The 14,729-nt window shown below is 68.3% G+C and carries 15 protein-coding genes; 11 read left to right on the top strand and 4 right to left on the bottom strand.

Annotation, left to right across the window (positions count from 1 at the left end; translation table 11 throughout):
- The first annotated feature begins 151 nt into the window (after positions 1–151).
- The 5 genes from ACFXHE_RS25545 (at position 152) to ruvB (ending at position 3,601) form a co-directional block, all read left to right on the top strand.
- The gene (locus tag ACFXHE_RS25545) at positions 152–676 is read left to right on the top strand and encodes an O-acetyl-ADP-ribose deacetylase (RefSeq protein WP_379386900.1); all 525 of its coding nucleotides are present in this window, start codon (positions 152–154) and stop codon (positions 674–676) included.
- 97 nt (positions 677–773) lie between these two features.
- Positions 774–1,220 carry a hypothetical protein gene (locus tag ACFXHE_RS25550; RefSeq protein ID WP_379386901.1) on the top strand — a complete coding sequence of 149 codons (447 nt, stop codon included), beginning with the start codon at positions 774–776 and terminating at the stop codon, positions 1,218–1,220.
- Positions 1,221–1,334: 114 nt separating this feature from the next.
- A complete protein-coding gene (ruvC, locus tag ACFXHE_RS25555; RefSeq protein WP_379387241.1) occupies positions 1,335–1,904 on the top strand; it encodes a crossover junction endodeoxyribonuclease RuvC in 570 nt (189 codons plus the stop codon).
- On the top strand, positions 1,901–2,506 hold the full coding sequence (ruvA, locus tag ACFXHE_RS25560) for a Holliday junction branch migration protein RuvA (RefSeq protein WP_379386902.1): 606 nt from the start codon (positions 1,901–1,903) through the stop codon (positions 2,504–2,506). The genes ruvC and ruvA overlap by 4 nt, the downstream gene beginning before the upstream one ends.
- A gap of 6 nt (positions 2,507–2,512) precedes the next feature.
- Positions 2,513–3,601, top strand: a complete 1,089-nt coding sequence (ruvB, locus tag ACFXHE_RS25565) for a Holliday junction branch migration DNA helicase RuvB (protein ID WP_379386903.1) — start codon at positions 2,513–2,515, stop codon at positions 3,599–3,601.
- An 81-nt stretch (positions 3,602–3,682) separates the two neighbouring features.
- On the opposite strand, the gene ACFXHE_RS25570 is transcribed toward ruvB, so the two are convergent.
- Complete coding sequence (locus ACFXHE_RS25570; RefSeq protein WP_379386905.1) at positions 3,683–4,651, bottom strand: NADP-dependent oxidoreductase; 969 nt, start codon at positions 4,649–4,651, stop codon at positions 3,683–3,685.
- A 69-nt stretch (positions 4,652–4,720) separates the two neighbouring features.
- Here ACFXHE_RS25570 and ACFXHE_RS25575 point away from each other — a divergent pair, with 69 nt between their 5' ends.
- Complete coding sequence (locus ACFXHE_RS25575) at positions 4,721–5,704, top strand: GlxA family transcriptional regulator (RefSeq protein ID WP_379386906.1); 984 nt, start codon at positions 4,721–4,723, stop codon at positions 5,702–5,704.
- A 4-nt stretch (positions 5,705–5,708) separates the two neighbouring features.
- Here the strand turns inward: ACFXHE_RS25575 and ACFXHE_RS25580 are convergent, their stop codons facing one another.
- Positions 5,709–6,404: a FadR/GntR family transcriptional regulator gene (locus tag ACFXHE_RS25580; RefSeq protein ID WP_379386907.1), complete on the bottom strand. Its 696-nt coding sequence runs from the start codon at positions 6,402–6,404 to the stop codon at positions 5,709–5,711.
- Positions 6,405–6,553: 149 nt separating this feature from the next.
- Here ACFXHE_RS25580 and ACFXHE_RS25585 point away from each other — a divergent pair, with 149 nt between their 5' ends.
- From ACFXHE_RS25585 to ACFXHE_RS25600, 4 genes are all read left to right on the top strand, one after another.
- The gene (locus ACFXHE_RS25585; RefSeq protein WP_379386909.1) at positions 6,554–7,702 is read left to right on the top strand and encodes an acetamidase/formamidase family protein; all 1,149 of its coding nucleotides are present in this window, start codon (positions 6,554–6,556) and stop codon (positions 7,700–7,702) included.
- Positions 7,702–8,898 (top strand): amidase family protein, encoded by a 1,197-nt coding sequence (locus tag ACFXHE_RS25590; RefSeq protein WP_379386910.1) that lies wholly within the window; start codon positions 7,702–7,704, stop codon positions 8,896–8,898. The genes ACFXHE_RS25585 and ACFXHE_RS25590 overlap by 1 nt, the downstream gene beginning before the upstream one ends.
- Before the next feature lie 23 nt (positions 8,899–8,921).
- A complete protein-coding gene (locus tag ACFXHE_RS25595; protein WP_379386911.1) occupies positions 8,922–10,373 on the top strand; it encodes a DUF222 domain-containing protein in 1,452 nt (483 codons plus the stop codon).
- A 78-nt stretch (positions 10,374–10,451) separates the two neighbouring features.
- Positions 10,452–10,781, top strand: coding sequence for a hypothetical protein (locus ACFXHE_RS25600; protein ID WP_379386913.1), 330 nt, complete (start codon positions 10,452–10,454; stop codon positions 10,779–10,781).
- Between the two features lie 391 nt (positions 10,782–11,172).
- On the opposite strand, the gene ACFXHE_RS25605 is transcribed toward ACFXHE_RS25600, so the two are convergent.
- Together ACFXHE_RS25605 and ACFXHE_RS25610 are read right to left on the bottom strand one after the other, a co-directional pair.
- Positions 11,173–12,468 (bottom strand): amidohydrolase family protein, encoded by a 1,296-nt coding sequence (locus ACFXHE_RS25605; protein ID WP_379386914.1) that lies wholly within the window; start codon positions 12,466–12,468, stop codon positions 11,173–11,175.
- 81 nt (positions 12,469–12,549) lie between these two features.
- Positions 12,550–13,260 carry a GntR family transcriptional regulator gene (locus ACFXHE_RS25610; protein ID WP_379386916.1) on the bottom strand — a complete coding sequence of 237 codons (711 nt, stop codon included), beginning with the start codon at positions 13,258–13,260 and terminating at the stop codon, positions 12,550–12,552.
- Between the two features lie 226 nt (positions 13,261–13,486).
- Here ACFXHE_RS25610 and ACFXHE_RS25615 point away from each other — a divergent pair, with 226 nt between their 5' ends.
- Entirely contained in the window at positions 13,487–14,686 is a 1,200-nt protein-coding gene (locus tag ACFXHE_RS25615) for an amidohydrolase (RefSeq protein WP_379386917.1), read from the top strand.
- The last annotated feature ends 43 nt before the right edge of the window (positions 14,687–14,729 follow it).

Raw genomic sequence — 14,729 nt, forward strand, 5'->3', positions numbered from 1 at the left:
CCTTTTCCACAACCCTCCCGCACCCCCAGGTGTGGCGGCCCGACCACCACCCTTCACCGCCCCCCCACCCCCGCGGCCCCCCCCCCCACCCGGGAGGCGGCCCGCGTCGTATTTCCCGGGCTCTGCGGGTGCCGGGTGCGAGAATCGCGGCGTGCCCGAATTGCGCGCCGTGCGAGGCGATATCACCGAACAGCAGGTCGATGTCATTGTGAACGCCGCGAATTCCTCGCTGCTCGGCGGCGGGGGAGTGGACGGGGCGATCCACCGCAAGGGCGGACCGGAGATCCTCGCCGCCTGCCGCGCACTGCGGGCCTCCCAGTACGGCGGCGGCCTGAAGACCGGGCAGGCGGTCGCGACCACCGCCGGAAACCTCCCCGCCCGCTGGGTGATTCACACCGTCGGCCCCGTGTGGTCGGCGACCGAGGACCGCTCCGCGCTGCTGGCCTCCTGCTACCGCGAATCCCTGCGCGTGGCAGACGAACTCGGAGCAGACACCGTGGCCTTCCCCGCCATCTCCACCGGCGTGTACGGCTGGCCCATGGACGACGGCGCCCGCATCGCCGTAGAGACCGTGCGCGGCGCCCAGACCCGAGTGCGGGAGGTGCGGTTCGTCCTCTTCGGCGACGAGGCGTTCCGAATCTTCGCCGCGGCACTCGCCGCGAATCAGGGTGCCTGAGCGGGCGAATTCCGGGTTTACCCCGATATACGTGAAACCTCCTGTGCGGCAAGCTGAATCCCGGGTCGGGTCATAGTCGATAGGAGTTGATTCACACATGGCTCAACGGTTGCTGGTGGGTCTGGGCGCTGCGGCCCTGATCACTGCCGCGGCTGGCGCCCTGGCCCCGGCGGCATTCGCGACGGATCTGGCCGAGGGGGTTTCGTGCAGCGATCGCAGCTGCCGCAACGACACCGACGACATCTACCGCATTCAGGTGCGGGTGCACTGCTCGGGATTCGGTGACGGGTACGAGACGTCGGTCTGGGTGAACAGCCACACCACCGAACAGACGCAGGTCGGGTGCACCGGCCGCTGGGTGTCCGGCGGATTCCGCCCCGGCACGCCTTCGATGAACCCGGACGGCACCTGGAACTCGCCTCCGATGGAGAAGGAGCCCGACACGTTCGAGCCCAGTTACCTGACGGGCATCGACTACCTGAGTGCCGTGGTCGACAACAGCGGCCGCCGGCGCCCCGGCGCCCCCGCGCCCAGCGGTTCCTGATTCCGGCCGGATCACCCGAGCCCGCACCGCGACCGGCCGTGTCGATGGACAATGTCGCCGCGAGGGTCCGTTAGACTCTCGAACAGTTGTTCGTTCATGGTGAGAGGGGTTTCGGTGCGGGTGATGGGCGTCGACCCCGGGCTCACCCGGTGCGGCATCAGCATGGTCGTCGGCAGCATGGGCCGGCAGGTCTCCATGCTCGCCGTCGACGTGGTGCGCACCCCGCCGGAAATGGAGCTGGCGCAACGGCTTCTGCTGGTCGCCGATGCCGCCGAGGCCTGGATGGACACCCATGAGCCCGAGGCCGTGGCCATCGAACGTGTCTTCTCCCAGCACAATGTGCGCACCGCCATGGCCACCGCGCAGGCGGGCGGCGTCGTCGCGCTCGCGGCCGCCCGGCGGCAGATCCCGGTGCACTTCCACACGCCGTCCCAGGTGAAGGCGGCCGTCACCGGCAATGGTTCGGCGGACAAGGCGCAAGTGACCGCCATGGTGACCCGTATTCTCGGGCTGGCCGTCGCGCCCAAGCCCGCCGACGCCGCCGACGCGCTCGCCCTGGCGATCTGCCACTGCTGGCGCGCACCCATGCTGGAACGCATGGCCAAGGCGGAGGCGATGGCCGAGCGGCAACGGCGCATGTACGAGGAAAGGCTTGCCCAGCAACGGAAGGCGGTAACGCGGTGATCGCGTCGGTACGCGGCGAGGTACTCGAGATCGGGCTCGACCATGTGGTCCTCGAGGCGGCGGGGGTCGGCTATCGGCTCAATGCCACCCCGGCCACCCTGGCCGGGCTCACCCGCGGCGAGGACGCCCGGCTCTACACGACCATGATCGTGCGCGAGGACTCCATGACGCTGTTCGGCTTCGCCGACACCGAGGCGCGGGAGCTGTTCGTGCTGTTGCAGACCGTGTCGGGTGTGGGCCCGAAGCTGGCCATGGCCGTGCTGGCGGTGCTCGAACCCGAGGCGTTGCGCAAGGCGCTCGCGGAATCGAATGTGGCGGCGCTGACCCGGGTCCCGGGTGTCGGCAAGCGCGGCGCCGAACGCATGGTGGTCGAGCTGCGGGACAAGGTGAATCTGGTTCCGGTGCAGTCCGGCCCGCCCGGATCCGGGCCCGCGCCCATGGCCACCCCGGTGCGGGAGCAGGTGGTGGACGCGCTCATCGGGCTGGGCTTCCCGGCCCGGCAGGCGGAGGGCGCGGTGGACGCCGTGCTGGCCGACGACCCCGGCATCGGCACCTCGCAGGCGCTGCGCACGGCGCTCGGGCTCCTGGGCAAGAATCGATAGGCCGTCATGACCGACGAGTTCGACGATATCGACGACACCGAATCCACCGTCAGCGCAAGCTATCTGCAATCCGATGGCGAGATCGAGGCCAGCCTGCGCCCGAAGTCCCTCGACGACTTCATCGGCCAGCCGCGCGTGCGCGAACAGCTGGCGCTGGTGCTGCGCGGGGCGAAACTGCGCGGCGGCACCCCCGACCACGTGCTGCTGTCCGGCCCGCCGGGGCTGGGCAAGACGAGTATGGCCATGATCATCGCCGGCGAACTGGGCACCGCGCTGCGGCTCACCTCCGGCCCGGCGCTGGAACGCGCGGGCGACCTGGCCGCCATGCTCAGCAATCTGGTCGAGGGCGATGTGCTGTTCATCGACGAGATCCACCGCATGGCGCGGCCGGCCGAGGAAATGCTGTACCTGGCCATGGAGGACTTCCGCGTCGACGTGGTGGTCGGCAAAGGCCCTGGCGCGACGTCGATTCCACTCGATATCGCGCCTTTCACGCTGGTCGGCGCGACCACTCGATCAGGTGCCCTGACCGGCCCGCTGCGCGACCGCTTCGGCTTCACCGGCCACATGGACTTCTACGAACCCGAAGAGCTGCAGAAGATTCTGGAACGCTCGGCCCGAATCCTGGGCGTGCGCTTGGAGTCCGACGCGGCGGCCGAAATCGCGGGCCGCTCCCGTGGCACGCCCCGCATTGCGAACCGGCTGCTCCGGCGCGTCCGTGATTATGCCGAGGTCAAGGCGGACGGACTTGTCACGCGTGAAATCGCCTGTGCCGCGCTGGCGGTGTACGACGTGGACGCACTGGGGCTGGACCGCCTCGACCGCGCGGTGCTGAGCGCGCTGATCCGCAGCTTCAACGGCGGCCCGGTCGGGGTCTCGACCCTCGCCGTCGCGGTCGGCGAGGAAGCGGCCACGGTCGAGGAGGTGTGTGAACCCTTCCTGGTACGGGCCGGATTGGTGGCCCGCACGCCCCGCGGCCGCATCGCGACAGCGGCGGCGTGGGAGCACCTCGGCTTGGTCCCGCCGCCGGACCTGGTTTTCGGATCGATCGAAGTGCGGCGTCACGAGCCGCAGCTGGATCTGTTCGAGCCGTAAACCGTTCACGGGTGCGAACTTCCGCGAACAGAACCGCGCCGCTTGCCGTTCTCCGGCGGGCGGCGCGGTTCCATTGCTACTTCACTCGACGGTGAGGACGAGCTTTCCGACGGTACGGCCGGTCTCGCCGAGAGCATGGGCCTTGGCCGCGTCGGCGAGCGGGAACGACCCCGCGATGGTGGGGCGCAGCGCGCCGGACTCGGCGAGCTCGCGCAGCGCCTCCATCCCGGTGTGATCGGCCTCGACGAGCAGGATTTCGGCACGCACGCCGAGCTGCTCGGCATCGGCCTTGTAGTGGTCACCGCCATTGGCGCGCAGGGAAACCAGCATGCCGCCGGGCCGCAGGGTGCGCAGGGACCGCTGGGCGTGGTCGGCATCGATGGGGTCGAGGACCATATCGATTTCGCGGACCGTGTCCGCGAAATCGGTCGTGCGGTAGTCGATCACCTCGTCGACGCCGATGCCGCGCAGGAAATCGTGGTTGGCGGCGCTGGCGGTGCCGATCACGTACGCGCCGCGCGCCTTGGCGATCTGCACCGCGAAGTGCCCCACACCGCCGGCCGCGGCGTGGATCAGAACCCGCTGCCCGGCCTGGACATTCGCGGTGTCGACCAGCGCCTGGTAGGCGGTCAGGGCGGCCAGCGGGATGGCGGCGGACTGCGCGTGGTCGAGATTGGCGGGCTTGCGGGCGAAGGCCCGGGCCGGTCCGGTGACGTATTCGGCGGCCGCGCCGTGCCCGTGCGGGTAGGGGAGCATGCCGAACACCTCGTCGCCGGGCTTGAACAGGGTGACGCCGATCCCGGTCGCTACCACCTCGCCGGAGACGTCCCAGCCCAGCACGAACGGGGGCGGGGGCAGGAACAGGCCCGCGCGGCGGCGGTGACCCCAGTCGGTCGGGTTCAGGGCCGTGGCGCGCACCCGCACCAGGATCTCGCTCGGACCGGGCTGCGGCACCGGCAGTTCCACCTCGTGCAGAACCTCGGGACCGCCGAGCACGTCCTGGCCGATGGCCTTCATGGTGGTGGGGATGGTGATCTCCTTCTCGCTCATGCTTCCAGCTTGCCGCCGGGAGAGCGGGGAGGAAATGGCACGATTGCCAATATTCGATAGGATCGTGCCATGCAGTCGGAGAAGGTACAGCCGCACCGGGTCGTCGTCCTGGCGCTCGACGGGGTCTACCCGTTCGAACTCGGCATCCCGAACCGGGTGTTCGGCACCGCCGATGGGCGGTACGAGGTGATCACCTGCTCGCTGGACGGGCGGCCGGTGCGCAGCAGTTCCGACTTCGACATCGCGGTCGCGCACGACGCGAGCCTGCTGGAAACCGCCGACACCGTGGTGATTCCGCCGTGCGATGTCGTGCCGATCCTGGAAAATGGCCTGCCGCAGTCGGTTTCGTGCGCGCTGGCCTCCATCCGTCCTGGCGTGCGGCTGGTCTCCATCTGCACGGGAGCGATCGTGGTCGCCGCCGCGGGCCTGCTCGACGATCGGCCCGCCACCACCCACTGGAACTTCGCCGACCGGTTCCGGCGGACCTTCCCGAGGGTCCACGTCGACCCGAACGTCCTCTACGTCGACGACGGCGACATCCTGACCTCCGCCGGCGCCACCGCCGGAGTCGACCTGTGCCTGCACCTGATTCGTGCCGACCACGGCAGCGAGGTCGCCAATATGGTGGCCCGCCGCTGTGTCGTCCCGCCCTGGCGCGAAGGCGGCCAGGCCCAGTTCATCGAGCAGCCGGTGCCCCCGCCGACCGCCGCGGGCACGGCGACCGCTCGTCAGTGGGCGCTCGAGAATCTGGACCGGCCGCTGACCATGGCCGACCTCGCGGATCGAGCGCGCATGAGCGGCCGCACCTTCGCCCGCCGGTTCCGCGACGAGGTCGGGATGAGCCCGGGACGGTGGCTGATTCAGCAGCGGGTGTTCCGCGCCCGCGAATTGCTCGAGACCACAGAGCTTTCCGTGGATCGAATCGCCGGGGAGGTCGGCTTCGCCACCGGAGCCTCCCTGCGCCAGCACCTGCACGAGGCGATCGGTGTGTCGCCACTGGCCTATCGGCGCACCTTCCGGACCGAGGTGGCGGTCGGCGCGATGCGCGCCTGAGCGCTCAGCGCGGTGCGATGCTGAGTTCGCGTACCTCTCGCAGGTGCCGTTCCATGGCGGCGGCCGCGGCCGCGCTGTCATGGGCCGCCACGGCCTCGTAGATCCGGTGATGGCCCTCGAGCGACAGGCGGCGGGCGTGACGTGAGCGGTGGGAGAGCGTGCGGGTGCTCCTGGTCCACTCGGTGGTCATGGTGCACAGCGTCACCAGGAGCGGATTCTGCGCCGCGTGCGCCAGCAGCGTGTGGAATTCGATGTCGTGCCTGAGGGATTCGGCGGGGGAGAGGGTGTCGCTGGAACGGGTCAGGACGTCGTCGAGGGACAGCAGGTTCGAGTCCAGCGCACGCAGGGCGGCCAGCTCCGCGATGCGCGGTTCCACCAGATCACGCAATTCGATGGCGTGGCCGAGCTCGATATCCAGCGCCCGCAGGCCCTCCGACAGCGCGTCCGCATGCCGCGGGGTTTCGGTGACGGTGCTGCCGCGGCCCTGACGGCGTTCGATGAGCTGCTTGGACTCCAGCTCGAACATGGCCTGGCGCAAGGATGATCGCGACACGTTCATATTCGCGGCCAGCTCGCGTTCCGACGGCAGCCGATCCCCGGCCCGCAGCTCGCCATTGGTGATCAGCGCCTCCAGATGCGCGGCGACCTCCGCGCTGACGCTGCGCGCACGCCGCCGCAGCGGGGGAATCGATGCTGTCATCGCCCGAGTTTAAATCCGTTCCCGGCCAAGCCATTTCGGTCAGGTAAAACGCCGGTTACGTTCGGTTTCGAGCCCCGTCACCGCCCGTTCGCCCGGCTTATGGTCGGCACATCGGATGGTCCGACCAATTCGGTCGGGTAGGAGAGGTGGTGAGCGTGACGTCGATCGTGCGGGAGTTCATCCCGGCGTTTCCGGTGCTGCAACCGGGTGAGGGGATCGGATCGGACACCGGCTATCTGCCGGTCGATCCGTCGGCGGTGCTGTGGGGGCGACTGCCGTGTGCGCGGGACCGGCCGATCGCGGCCGTCGAGCCGGGACACAGCATCGTGGTCGACACCGTCAGCCACGAAGGGATTCTCGACGACCAGGGCCCGGATCCCGTCGGGTATTTCGGGCGGAACGGTGTCGAACGCGACCAGGTGCTGGCCGACGCCGTCGAAGTCGCCGCGACCAGGAACCGTGACTCGCTGGCCGGGCCGCACATCGTCACCGGGCCGATCGCGGTGACCGGGGCGCAGCCGGGCGATCTGCTCGCCATCCGCATCGACGAACTGACCATGCGCGCACCCTACGGCGTCGTCTCCACGCGACACGCGCGCGGTGTCCTGGCCCATCGGCGCGGATTCGACGGGAACTACGGGCAGTTCTGTGCGGTGGAATCGCGGGAGGGAAGCTGGTTCGGCACCATGCCCATGCATCCGGATCGGCCGCAGCGGGCCAGTTTTCCGCTGCATCCGTTCCTGGGGATCATGGGCGTCGCGACCGACACCGAGAGCCGGGTGTCGTCGGTGCCGCCGGGGCTGCACGGCGGCAATATCGACATCCGCCGACTGACGGCCGGTGCGACACTGTTCTTGCCCGTTCAGGTTCCGGACGCGCTGTTCTATATAGGTGACCCGCATTTCGCTCAGGGGAACGGCGAGGTTGCGCTCACCGCGCTGGAAGCGCCATTGCGGGCGCGATTGACGGTCGACGTGATTCCGGGCGCGCAGGTCGCGGCCGGACTGGGCCGGACGATCGGGCCGTTCGCCGCCGCACACGGGCTGGTCATTCCGACCGGCTTGGACGAGGACCTGAACCGGGCGCTCGAGGTCTGCGTCCGCAATGCGGTGGAACTGGTGGTCTCGCTGTTCGACGCCGACCCGCAGCAGGCGTACCTGTATCTCAGCGCCGCAGCGGATTTCACCATCTCGCAGGCGGTGGACCAGGTGCGTGGGGTGCACGGTGAGGTACGGGTCGCCGACTTCGCCCACCATGCCGCGACCGAACTGGCCCGACGCGTCCTCGAGCGGGCCTGATGACGATCGTGAAGCAGATCCCCGATCGGGCAACGGATTTCGATCGGCGGGTATGGCGTGAACTGGGTGCGCCGCTGGTCCGCGCCACCGGTGACGGTGTTCTCAGCGGGCACACCGTGGCAGTGAAGGATCTCTACTCCGTCGCCGGGTTTCCGCTCGGTGGAGGAGTTCCGGACTATCTCGGCGCACCCGCGCCGTCCCACGCGCCCGTGGTGGCCCGCCTGCTCGCCGCCGGTGCCGACATCACCGGCATCGCGCAGACCGACGAATTCGCCTACAGCATCACCGGCGGCAACGGACGCTATGGGATGCCGGTGAATCCCGCTGCTCCGCACCGTGTTCCGGGGGGATCGTCGAGCGGCTCAGCGGTTGCGGTGGCGAGCGGCGCGGTCACCATCGGGCTCGGCACGGATACGGCCGGGTCGATCCGGGTTCCGGCGGCCTACCAGCGATTGTGGGGAATCCGTACTTCGCACGGCGCGATACCCACCATGGGAATGCTGCCGCTCGCGCAATCATTCGACGCGGTGGGATGGATGTCGCGTGACGCGCTCACCTTGGCGGCCGTCGCGGAATGTCTGCTGCCCGAACAGGAATCGGGCGACGCACAGTTGATCGTGGATCCGAGGTTGTGCGCTGTCGCCGATGACGAGCCGGCGGCCGCGAGTCTCGCCGCCGCGAAGCGGATGGGTGCCGTCGAGGCAGATCTGAACGCCGACACAGCATCGTGGTTCACGGCGTTCCGGACCGTCCAGGCCTTCGAAGCCTGGTCCAACCATGGAGCCTGGATCCAGGCGCATCCCGGAGCGCTCGAATCCGAAGTGGCGCAGCGCTTCCGGTTCGCATCGACGATCACGCCTTCGCAAGCGATAGCGGCCGGCGAAGTGCTACGCATAGCCGCCGAACATCTCCGCGCCGCACTGCGCGACCGGATTCTGGCATTACCCACCACCGCCACACCGCCGCCGCCCCGGACGGCCGCCGCCGAAGCATTGGAATCGGGCCGGACACGCACCCTGCATTTGACATGTTTGGCCGCTATCGCAGGCGTACCCGCCGTCACCTTCCCGCTGGCGGATATTGATGGAATTCCAAATGGTCTGTGTTTGATTGGGGCGCCCGGTATGGATCGAACCCTTATTCGACATTCAATCGAAAAGGCAAGGGATACTGGACAATTCGGGTTCTCTCAATGATCGCGCGGCGGTAGAATTAGCACATGGATTCGAAAGGGGAAACACTCGACACGTGCGGTATCGCCGACCTGGCGACCGCCGTCGAAACCCTGTCGAATTCCGTCCTGCACGGAAACCTGAACCCGTTCTCCGACGGGGACGTCGTGGAGCTGATGCAGCGCCTGGAAACCTGCAAACGCCAACTGTCGGCGCTGGATTCATGTTTGATCATCGAGGCCTGCAACCGTTCGCTGCCCGAAGGTAGTGGGGCGAAGGATGTGGTGCCGTTCTTGCGGCAGACATTGGGATTGTCGAGGTACGACGCGTCGGTGCGGGTGAAGATCGCCCGTCAGTGTGGAGAATTCTTCGAACCCACCGGACACCTGCGCCCAGCCACCTTGGCTGAAACCGCCGAAGCCTATGAGGCAGGCGACATCTCGCGTGATCATGTCCGCAACATCATCGATGTGATGACCCACCTGCCTGCCGACATCCCCGCCGAAACGCGTGCGGAGGCCGAGGGCATCCTGGTCGGCCATTCCCGTGTCGGGTGGCCCGATGACCTGCCCAAGATCGGTCGCGACATCCTCGCTCGTGTCGACCCCGATGGCAAGGTCGTCTCCGACGCCGACCGCCGTCGTCGCCGTGGACTGATCCTGGGCCGTCCTGGGGTGGATGGCATGTCGTGGATCGAGGGCTGGATCACCCCCGAACTGCGGGCCCTGTTGGATGCCGTGTTCGCGAAGTTGGCGCGTCCGGGTATGTGCAACATCGACGACGCTGACAGCGTTGCTGCCACGGTCAATGTGGTCGATTCGACGGTGTTGGAGGCGGCCGCCCGTCGCGACCGTCGCGATGCCGGGCAGCGCACCCACGACGCGTTGTTCGCGTTGCTGCAGCCCGGTGTCGACCCCGCCAAGCTCGGTTCGCACCGGGGCCTGCCGGTGCAGGCCATCCTGACCATGAACCTCGCCGATCTCGAGCGTGGGGCCGGGGTCGCGACCACCGCCTCCGGCGGGCACGTCTCCATCAACGAGGCGTTGAAGATGGCCGAGGGCACCCGGCCGGTGCTGGCGGTCCTCGACGCCGACGGGCTGCCGTTGTACCTGGGTCGCTGCGAGCGCCTGGCCACCCCTGCCCAACGGTTGGCGTTGATCGCCCGCGACAAGGGCTGTACCCGCCCGGGATGCGATGCGCCCGCGAGTATGTGCGCGGTGCACCACATCACCGACTGGGCGAAGGGCGGGCCCACGGATCTGACCAATCTGACCTTGGTGTGCGATCACTGCCATGCGCTGGTGAATGACAGTGCCGAGGGTTGGAGAACCGTTGTCATGGGCGAGGATTCCCCGTATCGGGGGCGTACTGGTTGGATTGCCCCGAAACGTCTTGACCCCACGGGCACGGCGCGGGTGAACGACAGGCATCACGTGGGGCAGTGGGTCGCCGCTGCGATCGATTCGAGTTGCCGGAGGTGGGGTGCTCGGGTGGCGTGATTCCCGGACCGCTCGTGTCGGGCTGGTGTGCGCAGGGCACGGGGAGGTGTGGGTGAACGATAGACATCAGGTTGGGCGGTGGGTCGCCGCTGCCATCGATTCCAGTTGCCGGAGGTGGGGTGCACGGGCGGCGTGATTCCCGGCTGCTCCGTCGGGGGTATCGCCGGGCTTCACGAGCTGATCGGCCAGTGTCCGGCCGAGGATGACGAGCCCGATCAAGTGGTCGTTGGGATCGAAACCGACCGCGGCCGGTGGGTGCAGGCGCTGGTACATGTGGCCGATCGCGAGTTCCCCGCCATCGTCAGCGGCTACAGGGACCTGCTGGAGTGGATGCGGTCACACGGCACACTCGTCGCGGTCGGGTGGAAGGAACCGGTGTCTACGGCGCCGAGCTCGCGCGGGTGCTGACCGCGGCGGGGGTGACCGTCATCGACGTCGACCGACCCGACCACAAAACCGCCAGGCACAAGGCAAATCGGATCCGATCGAAGCCTACGCCGCCGCGACTGCCGTGCTCTCGGGCAAAGCCACCGGCACCCCCGTGCGGACCCGCCCATCGTCATCGCACCGCCGCCCTCCGGAAGGTCGATCCCTGGCGTCCCTGCTCATCCGCACTATCCCGAACAAGCGCAAACCATCATGTGGCGACACCAACCCTTGATCTGAAGGAATACCTCCTGCAGTAACCCCACATGCGGCTTCAAAGGTGAGGAGGCTGGAAGGTGCAGGCGCGGACGTGAGCCCGGCCTCCTCCCTTCTCCAGGCATCTTTTGTCTTTTAATCTTTTGGGTTTTGGTCTTTAGGTTTTGTCTCTTGGGTTTTCGTCATTCCGGATTACCTCCTGCACGCGGGTGGTGCGGGCGGTCAGGTGTCCGGACTTGAAGACATAGTTCCGATCGGGCCGATCGAGCAGGGCACCTTCGACTCTCCGCGTGGACAGCACCACCAGATCGGCGGCCGCGCCGACGCGTAGCCCGTACCGCTCCGAGATGCCAATGGTGCGAGCCGCCTCGGTGGTCGCCATTGCCAGCACCCGGGTCAGGTCCTCGGGGCCGGAGAGATGCGCGGTTTGTGCCAGGAAGAGCCCGATATCGAGCATGTCGGCGTTGCCGTACGGGGTGAAGGCATTGCGGATGTTGTTGGATGAGTAGGCCGTTGTGATTCCTGCCTGCCAGAGCTCGCGGATCGGAGCGATCCCGCGGCGCACGTTGGTGACATCCGATCGGCCACCGAGATGCATGTCGGTGGCGGGCAAAGGGACGACGGAGATTCCGCTCGCCGCCAATTGCTCCAGGGTGCGGGCGCGGTCGGCACGGGGACGACCGGCCAGGGAGGTCATGTGACCGAGGGCGACCCGCCCGTGCCGGCCGGTGCGCTCGGTGACCTCGGCGATGTAGCCGGCCATGGCATAGCGGGGGTCGGTGGCATCGTCGGCGAAGTCGGCGTGGATGTCGAGCGGGACATCGAATTCGGCGGCCAGGTCGAAGATGAGGTCGATGTGGCGGCGGCAGTCTTCGACGGTGCGTTCGTTGTACGCGCAGCCGCCGAGGACGTCGGCGCCCGCGTGCAGACTCTCGCGGAGGAGGCCGAGGGTGCCGGGAGCTTGGAGAATGCCCTCCTGCGGGAATGCGACGATTTGAATGTCCAGGCGGTCGCGATACTCCTCGCGCAGATCAAGCAGCGCGGTCACCCCACGCAGGCCCACGATCGGGTCGACATCGGGGTGCGCGCGAATGGCGGTGGTGCCATTGCCGATCGCCATGTCGAGGACACGTCGGGCGCGGTCGCGGATGGCGGCGACGGTGAAGCCGCGCTTGAGTTCGGCGGTCACGCTGATGGCCCCGGCCAGGGTGCCGTCCGGATTGGACTTCTCGGCGTCGAGGAGCGCCTTGTCCAGGTGCACATGGGATTCGATCAGGCCGGGAATGACGACTCGTCCGGCGCAGTCGATTTCCTCTGCGCCCCGGTCGGTGAGTGCGGCCCCGATCGCGGTGATGACGCCGCCGTCGATCGCGATGTCGACCAGCTCCGCATCGTCGGCGATACGCGCGGCGCGCAACATCAGATCCACGGTGTGCGGCAACGGATCCGCCATGGTGACCTCCCCGGACGAAGTGACTCCATTTTGTATACGAGAGCCGTGTTTCGTCCCGGGGTGGCAAATGCTGCGGCGATGTTACGAAGTGTGCGACCTCGAAGCACGCTGTCGCGCAGTGTTTTCGGTGCGCGGCAACGCGGTGTCCTCGGTGTGCTTCCGGAACCTGTAGGCGTTCGCGGCGTGCGCGATGTGGGCGCTCACCACATCGGCCGCGCGGTCGGGGTCACCGGCCTCCAGTGCGGCACAGATCTCTTCGTGCTCGCTCCACGAATCACTGGCGCGGCGCGGCAGTTCGACCGAGTACACCCAGGCGATCTTCCAGCTCAGCTGCATGATCAGCTGCGCGAGCAGGGTACTGCCCGACGCTTCGGCGAGCACCTCGTGGAAGCGGCTGTTGAGCCGGGCCAACTCGTCCAGGCGGCCCGCCCGCACCGCGTCCTGGCCCAGCGCCGTGAGTTCCTTGAGGCGGCCGAGTTGCTCGGGCGTGCGCCGCACCGCAGCCCGTGATGCGCAGAGCGGTTCCAGGCGGGCCCGGATCTCCAGCAGGTCGGCGGCCTCGTCCTCGGTGAGCTCCGCCACGAACACCCCGGCGTAGGGCCGTGACGAGGCGAAACCCTCTGCTTCCAGGGTGCGCAGCGCTTCCCGGACGGGCACGCGGGAGACGCCGTAGCTCTCGGCCAGCGCCTCCTCGGTGAGTCGTTGGCCGGGGGCGTACGCGCCGCGAATGATGTCGTCACGGATGGCGCGGCACAGCTGCTGCGGTGTCATGCGCCCGGCGGTGCTGGTCACTACGGCCTCATCTGACGATCGGTGGAATGGGGATTTGCATACGATCCATGGTGGCCTCGGCCGACGGGATCCCGCAAATCTACTGCACCGATCAGATATTCGCGGGTCCAGCTGTGTCGCAGGGGTTTCGGGTCGCTGAGCAGGCGTTATTTGTATACGATGCGGCCATTCCGTCCGGAAGGATTCCTGAATTGCCGTTCTCTCTTCGACACAGGTGGTGCACTCCATGAACGATCTCCTGCTGCGCGGCGGCCGCCCCTGGACTCCCGGAGTCCCGCTCGCCGGCGCCGACATTCTCGTCCGGGACGGCCGGATCACGGCGATCGCGCCCGATCTGAGCGCCGAGGGCGTCGACACCGTGGATCTGGCCGGGGCGCTGGTGCTTCCGGGCCTGGTCGAGTCGCACTGTCACCTCGACAAGACCATGTTCGGCGGTCCCTGGGTGCCCAATACCGGCGGGCCGACCCTGGCCGGGCGCATTGCCAACGGCGAGGGCCGCCGTGACGAGCTCGGGCTGCCCAGCGCCGACTACGCGTCGAACCTGCTGGGGGCCATGGTGTCCGGCGGGACGGCGCACGTCCGCAGTCATATCGACATCGACCCGGAGGTGGGGCTGCGGGGCGTGGAGGCGGTCCGGGCGGCCGCGGCGCGGCACGCGGACCGGGTCGACGTGCAATTGGTCGCCTTTCCGCAGGGCGGTCTGCTGACCCGGCCGGGCACCGGCAAGCTGCTGGAAGCCGCGCTGGCCGAGGGCGTCGAGGTGATCGGCGGGCTGGATCCGGCCGGCTACGACGGGAATCCGACCGGCCAGCTCGATCTGATCTTCGGTCTCGCCGAGAAATACGGCGCGCACATCGATATCCACCTGCACGACCGTGGCGCGCTGGGCGCCTGGCAGTTCGACCTGATCGCGGCCCGGACCAGGGCCACGGGGCTGGCGGGACGGGTCACCATCAGCCACGCCTACGCGATGGGGGAGCTCGCCCCGGGTGAGCAGCGCCGGATCGCCGAAAACCTCGCCGACGCCGGGGTTTCCATGATCACCTGCGCGGTGGGTGACGCGCCGGTAGTGCCGGTGCGGGTGATGCACGAGGCCCGAGCCGGGCTGGCGCTGGGCAATGACGGCGTCCGGGACCTGTGGACGCCCTACGGCGACGGCGACATGCTGCGCCGGATCATGCAGGTGGCCTTCCGGGATCGGCTGGTGTCCGATGCCGATATCGAACTCGCACTGGCGGCCGGAACCTATGGCGGCGCCGCGGTTCTCGGGATCGAGGATTACGGGTTGCGGGTGGGTGCGCCCGCCGACCTGTTCACCGTCGACGCCGAAACACCCGCTGCGGCTGTGGTTTCCGTTCCGGCCCGAAAGCTGGTGGTCAAGCGCGGTCGGGTGGTCGCGCGGGACGGCCGGCTCAGCGCGGGCTGATCGTATACGAAACAAAGGTGTAATCGCGTGGACCGCATCCGGC

It is taken from the genome of Nocardia sp. NPDC059229 (assembly GCF_042754165.1).
Lineage (GTDB): Bacteria > Actinomycetota > Actinomycetes > Mycobacteriales > Mycobacteriaceae > Nocardia.

Coding starts and splice junctions, on each gene's coding strand:
- ACFXHE_RS25595 (WP_379386911.1), top strand. CDS start 8,922: ATGGATTCGAAAGGGGAAACACTCGACACGTGCGGTATCGCCGACCTG.
- ACFXHE_RS25580 (WP_379386907.1), bottom strand. CDS start 6,404: ATGACAGCATCGATTCCCCCGCTGCGGCGGCGTGCGCGCAGCGTCAGC.
- ACFXHE_RS25615 (WP_379386917.1), top strand. CDS start 13,487: ATGAACGATCTCCTGCTGCGCGGCGGCCGCCCCTGGACTCCCGGAGTC.
- ACFXHE_RS25570 (WP_379386905.1), bottom strand. CDS start 4,651: ATGAGCGAGAAGGAGATCACCATCCCCACCACCATGAAGGCCATCGGC.
- ruvB (WP_379386903.1), top strand. CDS start 2,513: ATGACCGACGAGTTCGACGATATCGACGACACCGAATCCACCGTCAGC.
- ACFXHE_RS25605 (WP_379386914.1), bottom strand. CDS start 12,468: ATGGCGGATCCGTTGCCGCACACCGTGGATCTGATGTTGCGCGCCGCG.
- ACFXHE_RS25550 (WP_379386901.1), top strand. CDS start 774: ATGGCTCAACGGTTGCTGGTGGGTCTGGGCGCTGCGGCCCTGATCACT.
- ACFXHE_RS25575 (WP_379386906.1), top strand. CDS start 4,721: ATGCAGTCGGAGAAGGTACAGCCGCACCGGGTCGTCGTCCTGGCGCTC.
- ACFXHE_RS25590 (WP_379386910.1), top strand. CDS start 7,702: ATGACGATCGTGAAGCAGATCCCCGATCGGGCAACGGATTTCGATCGG.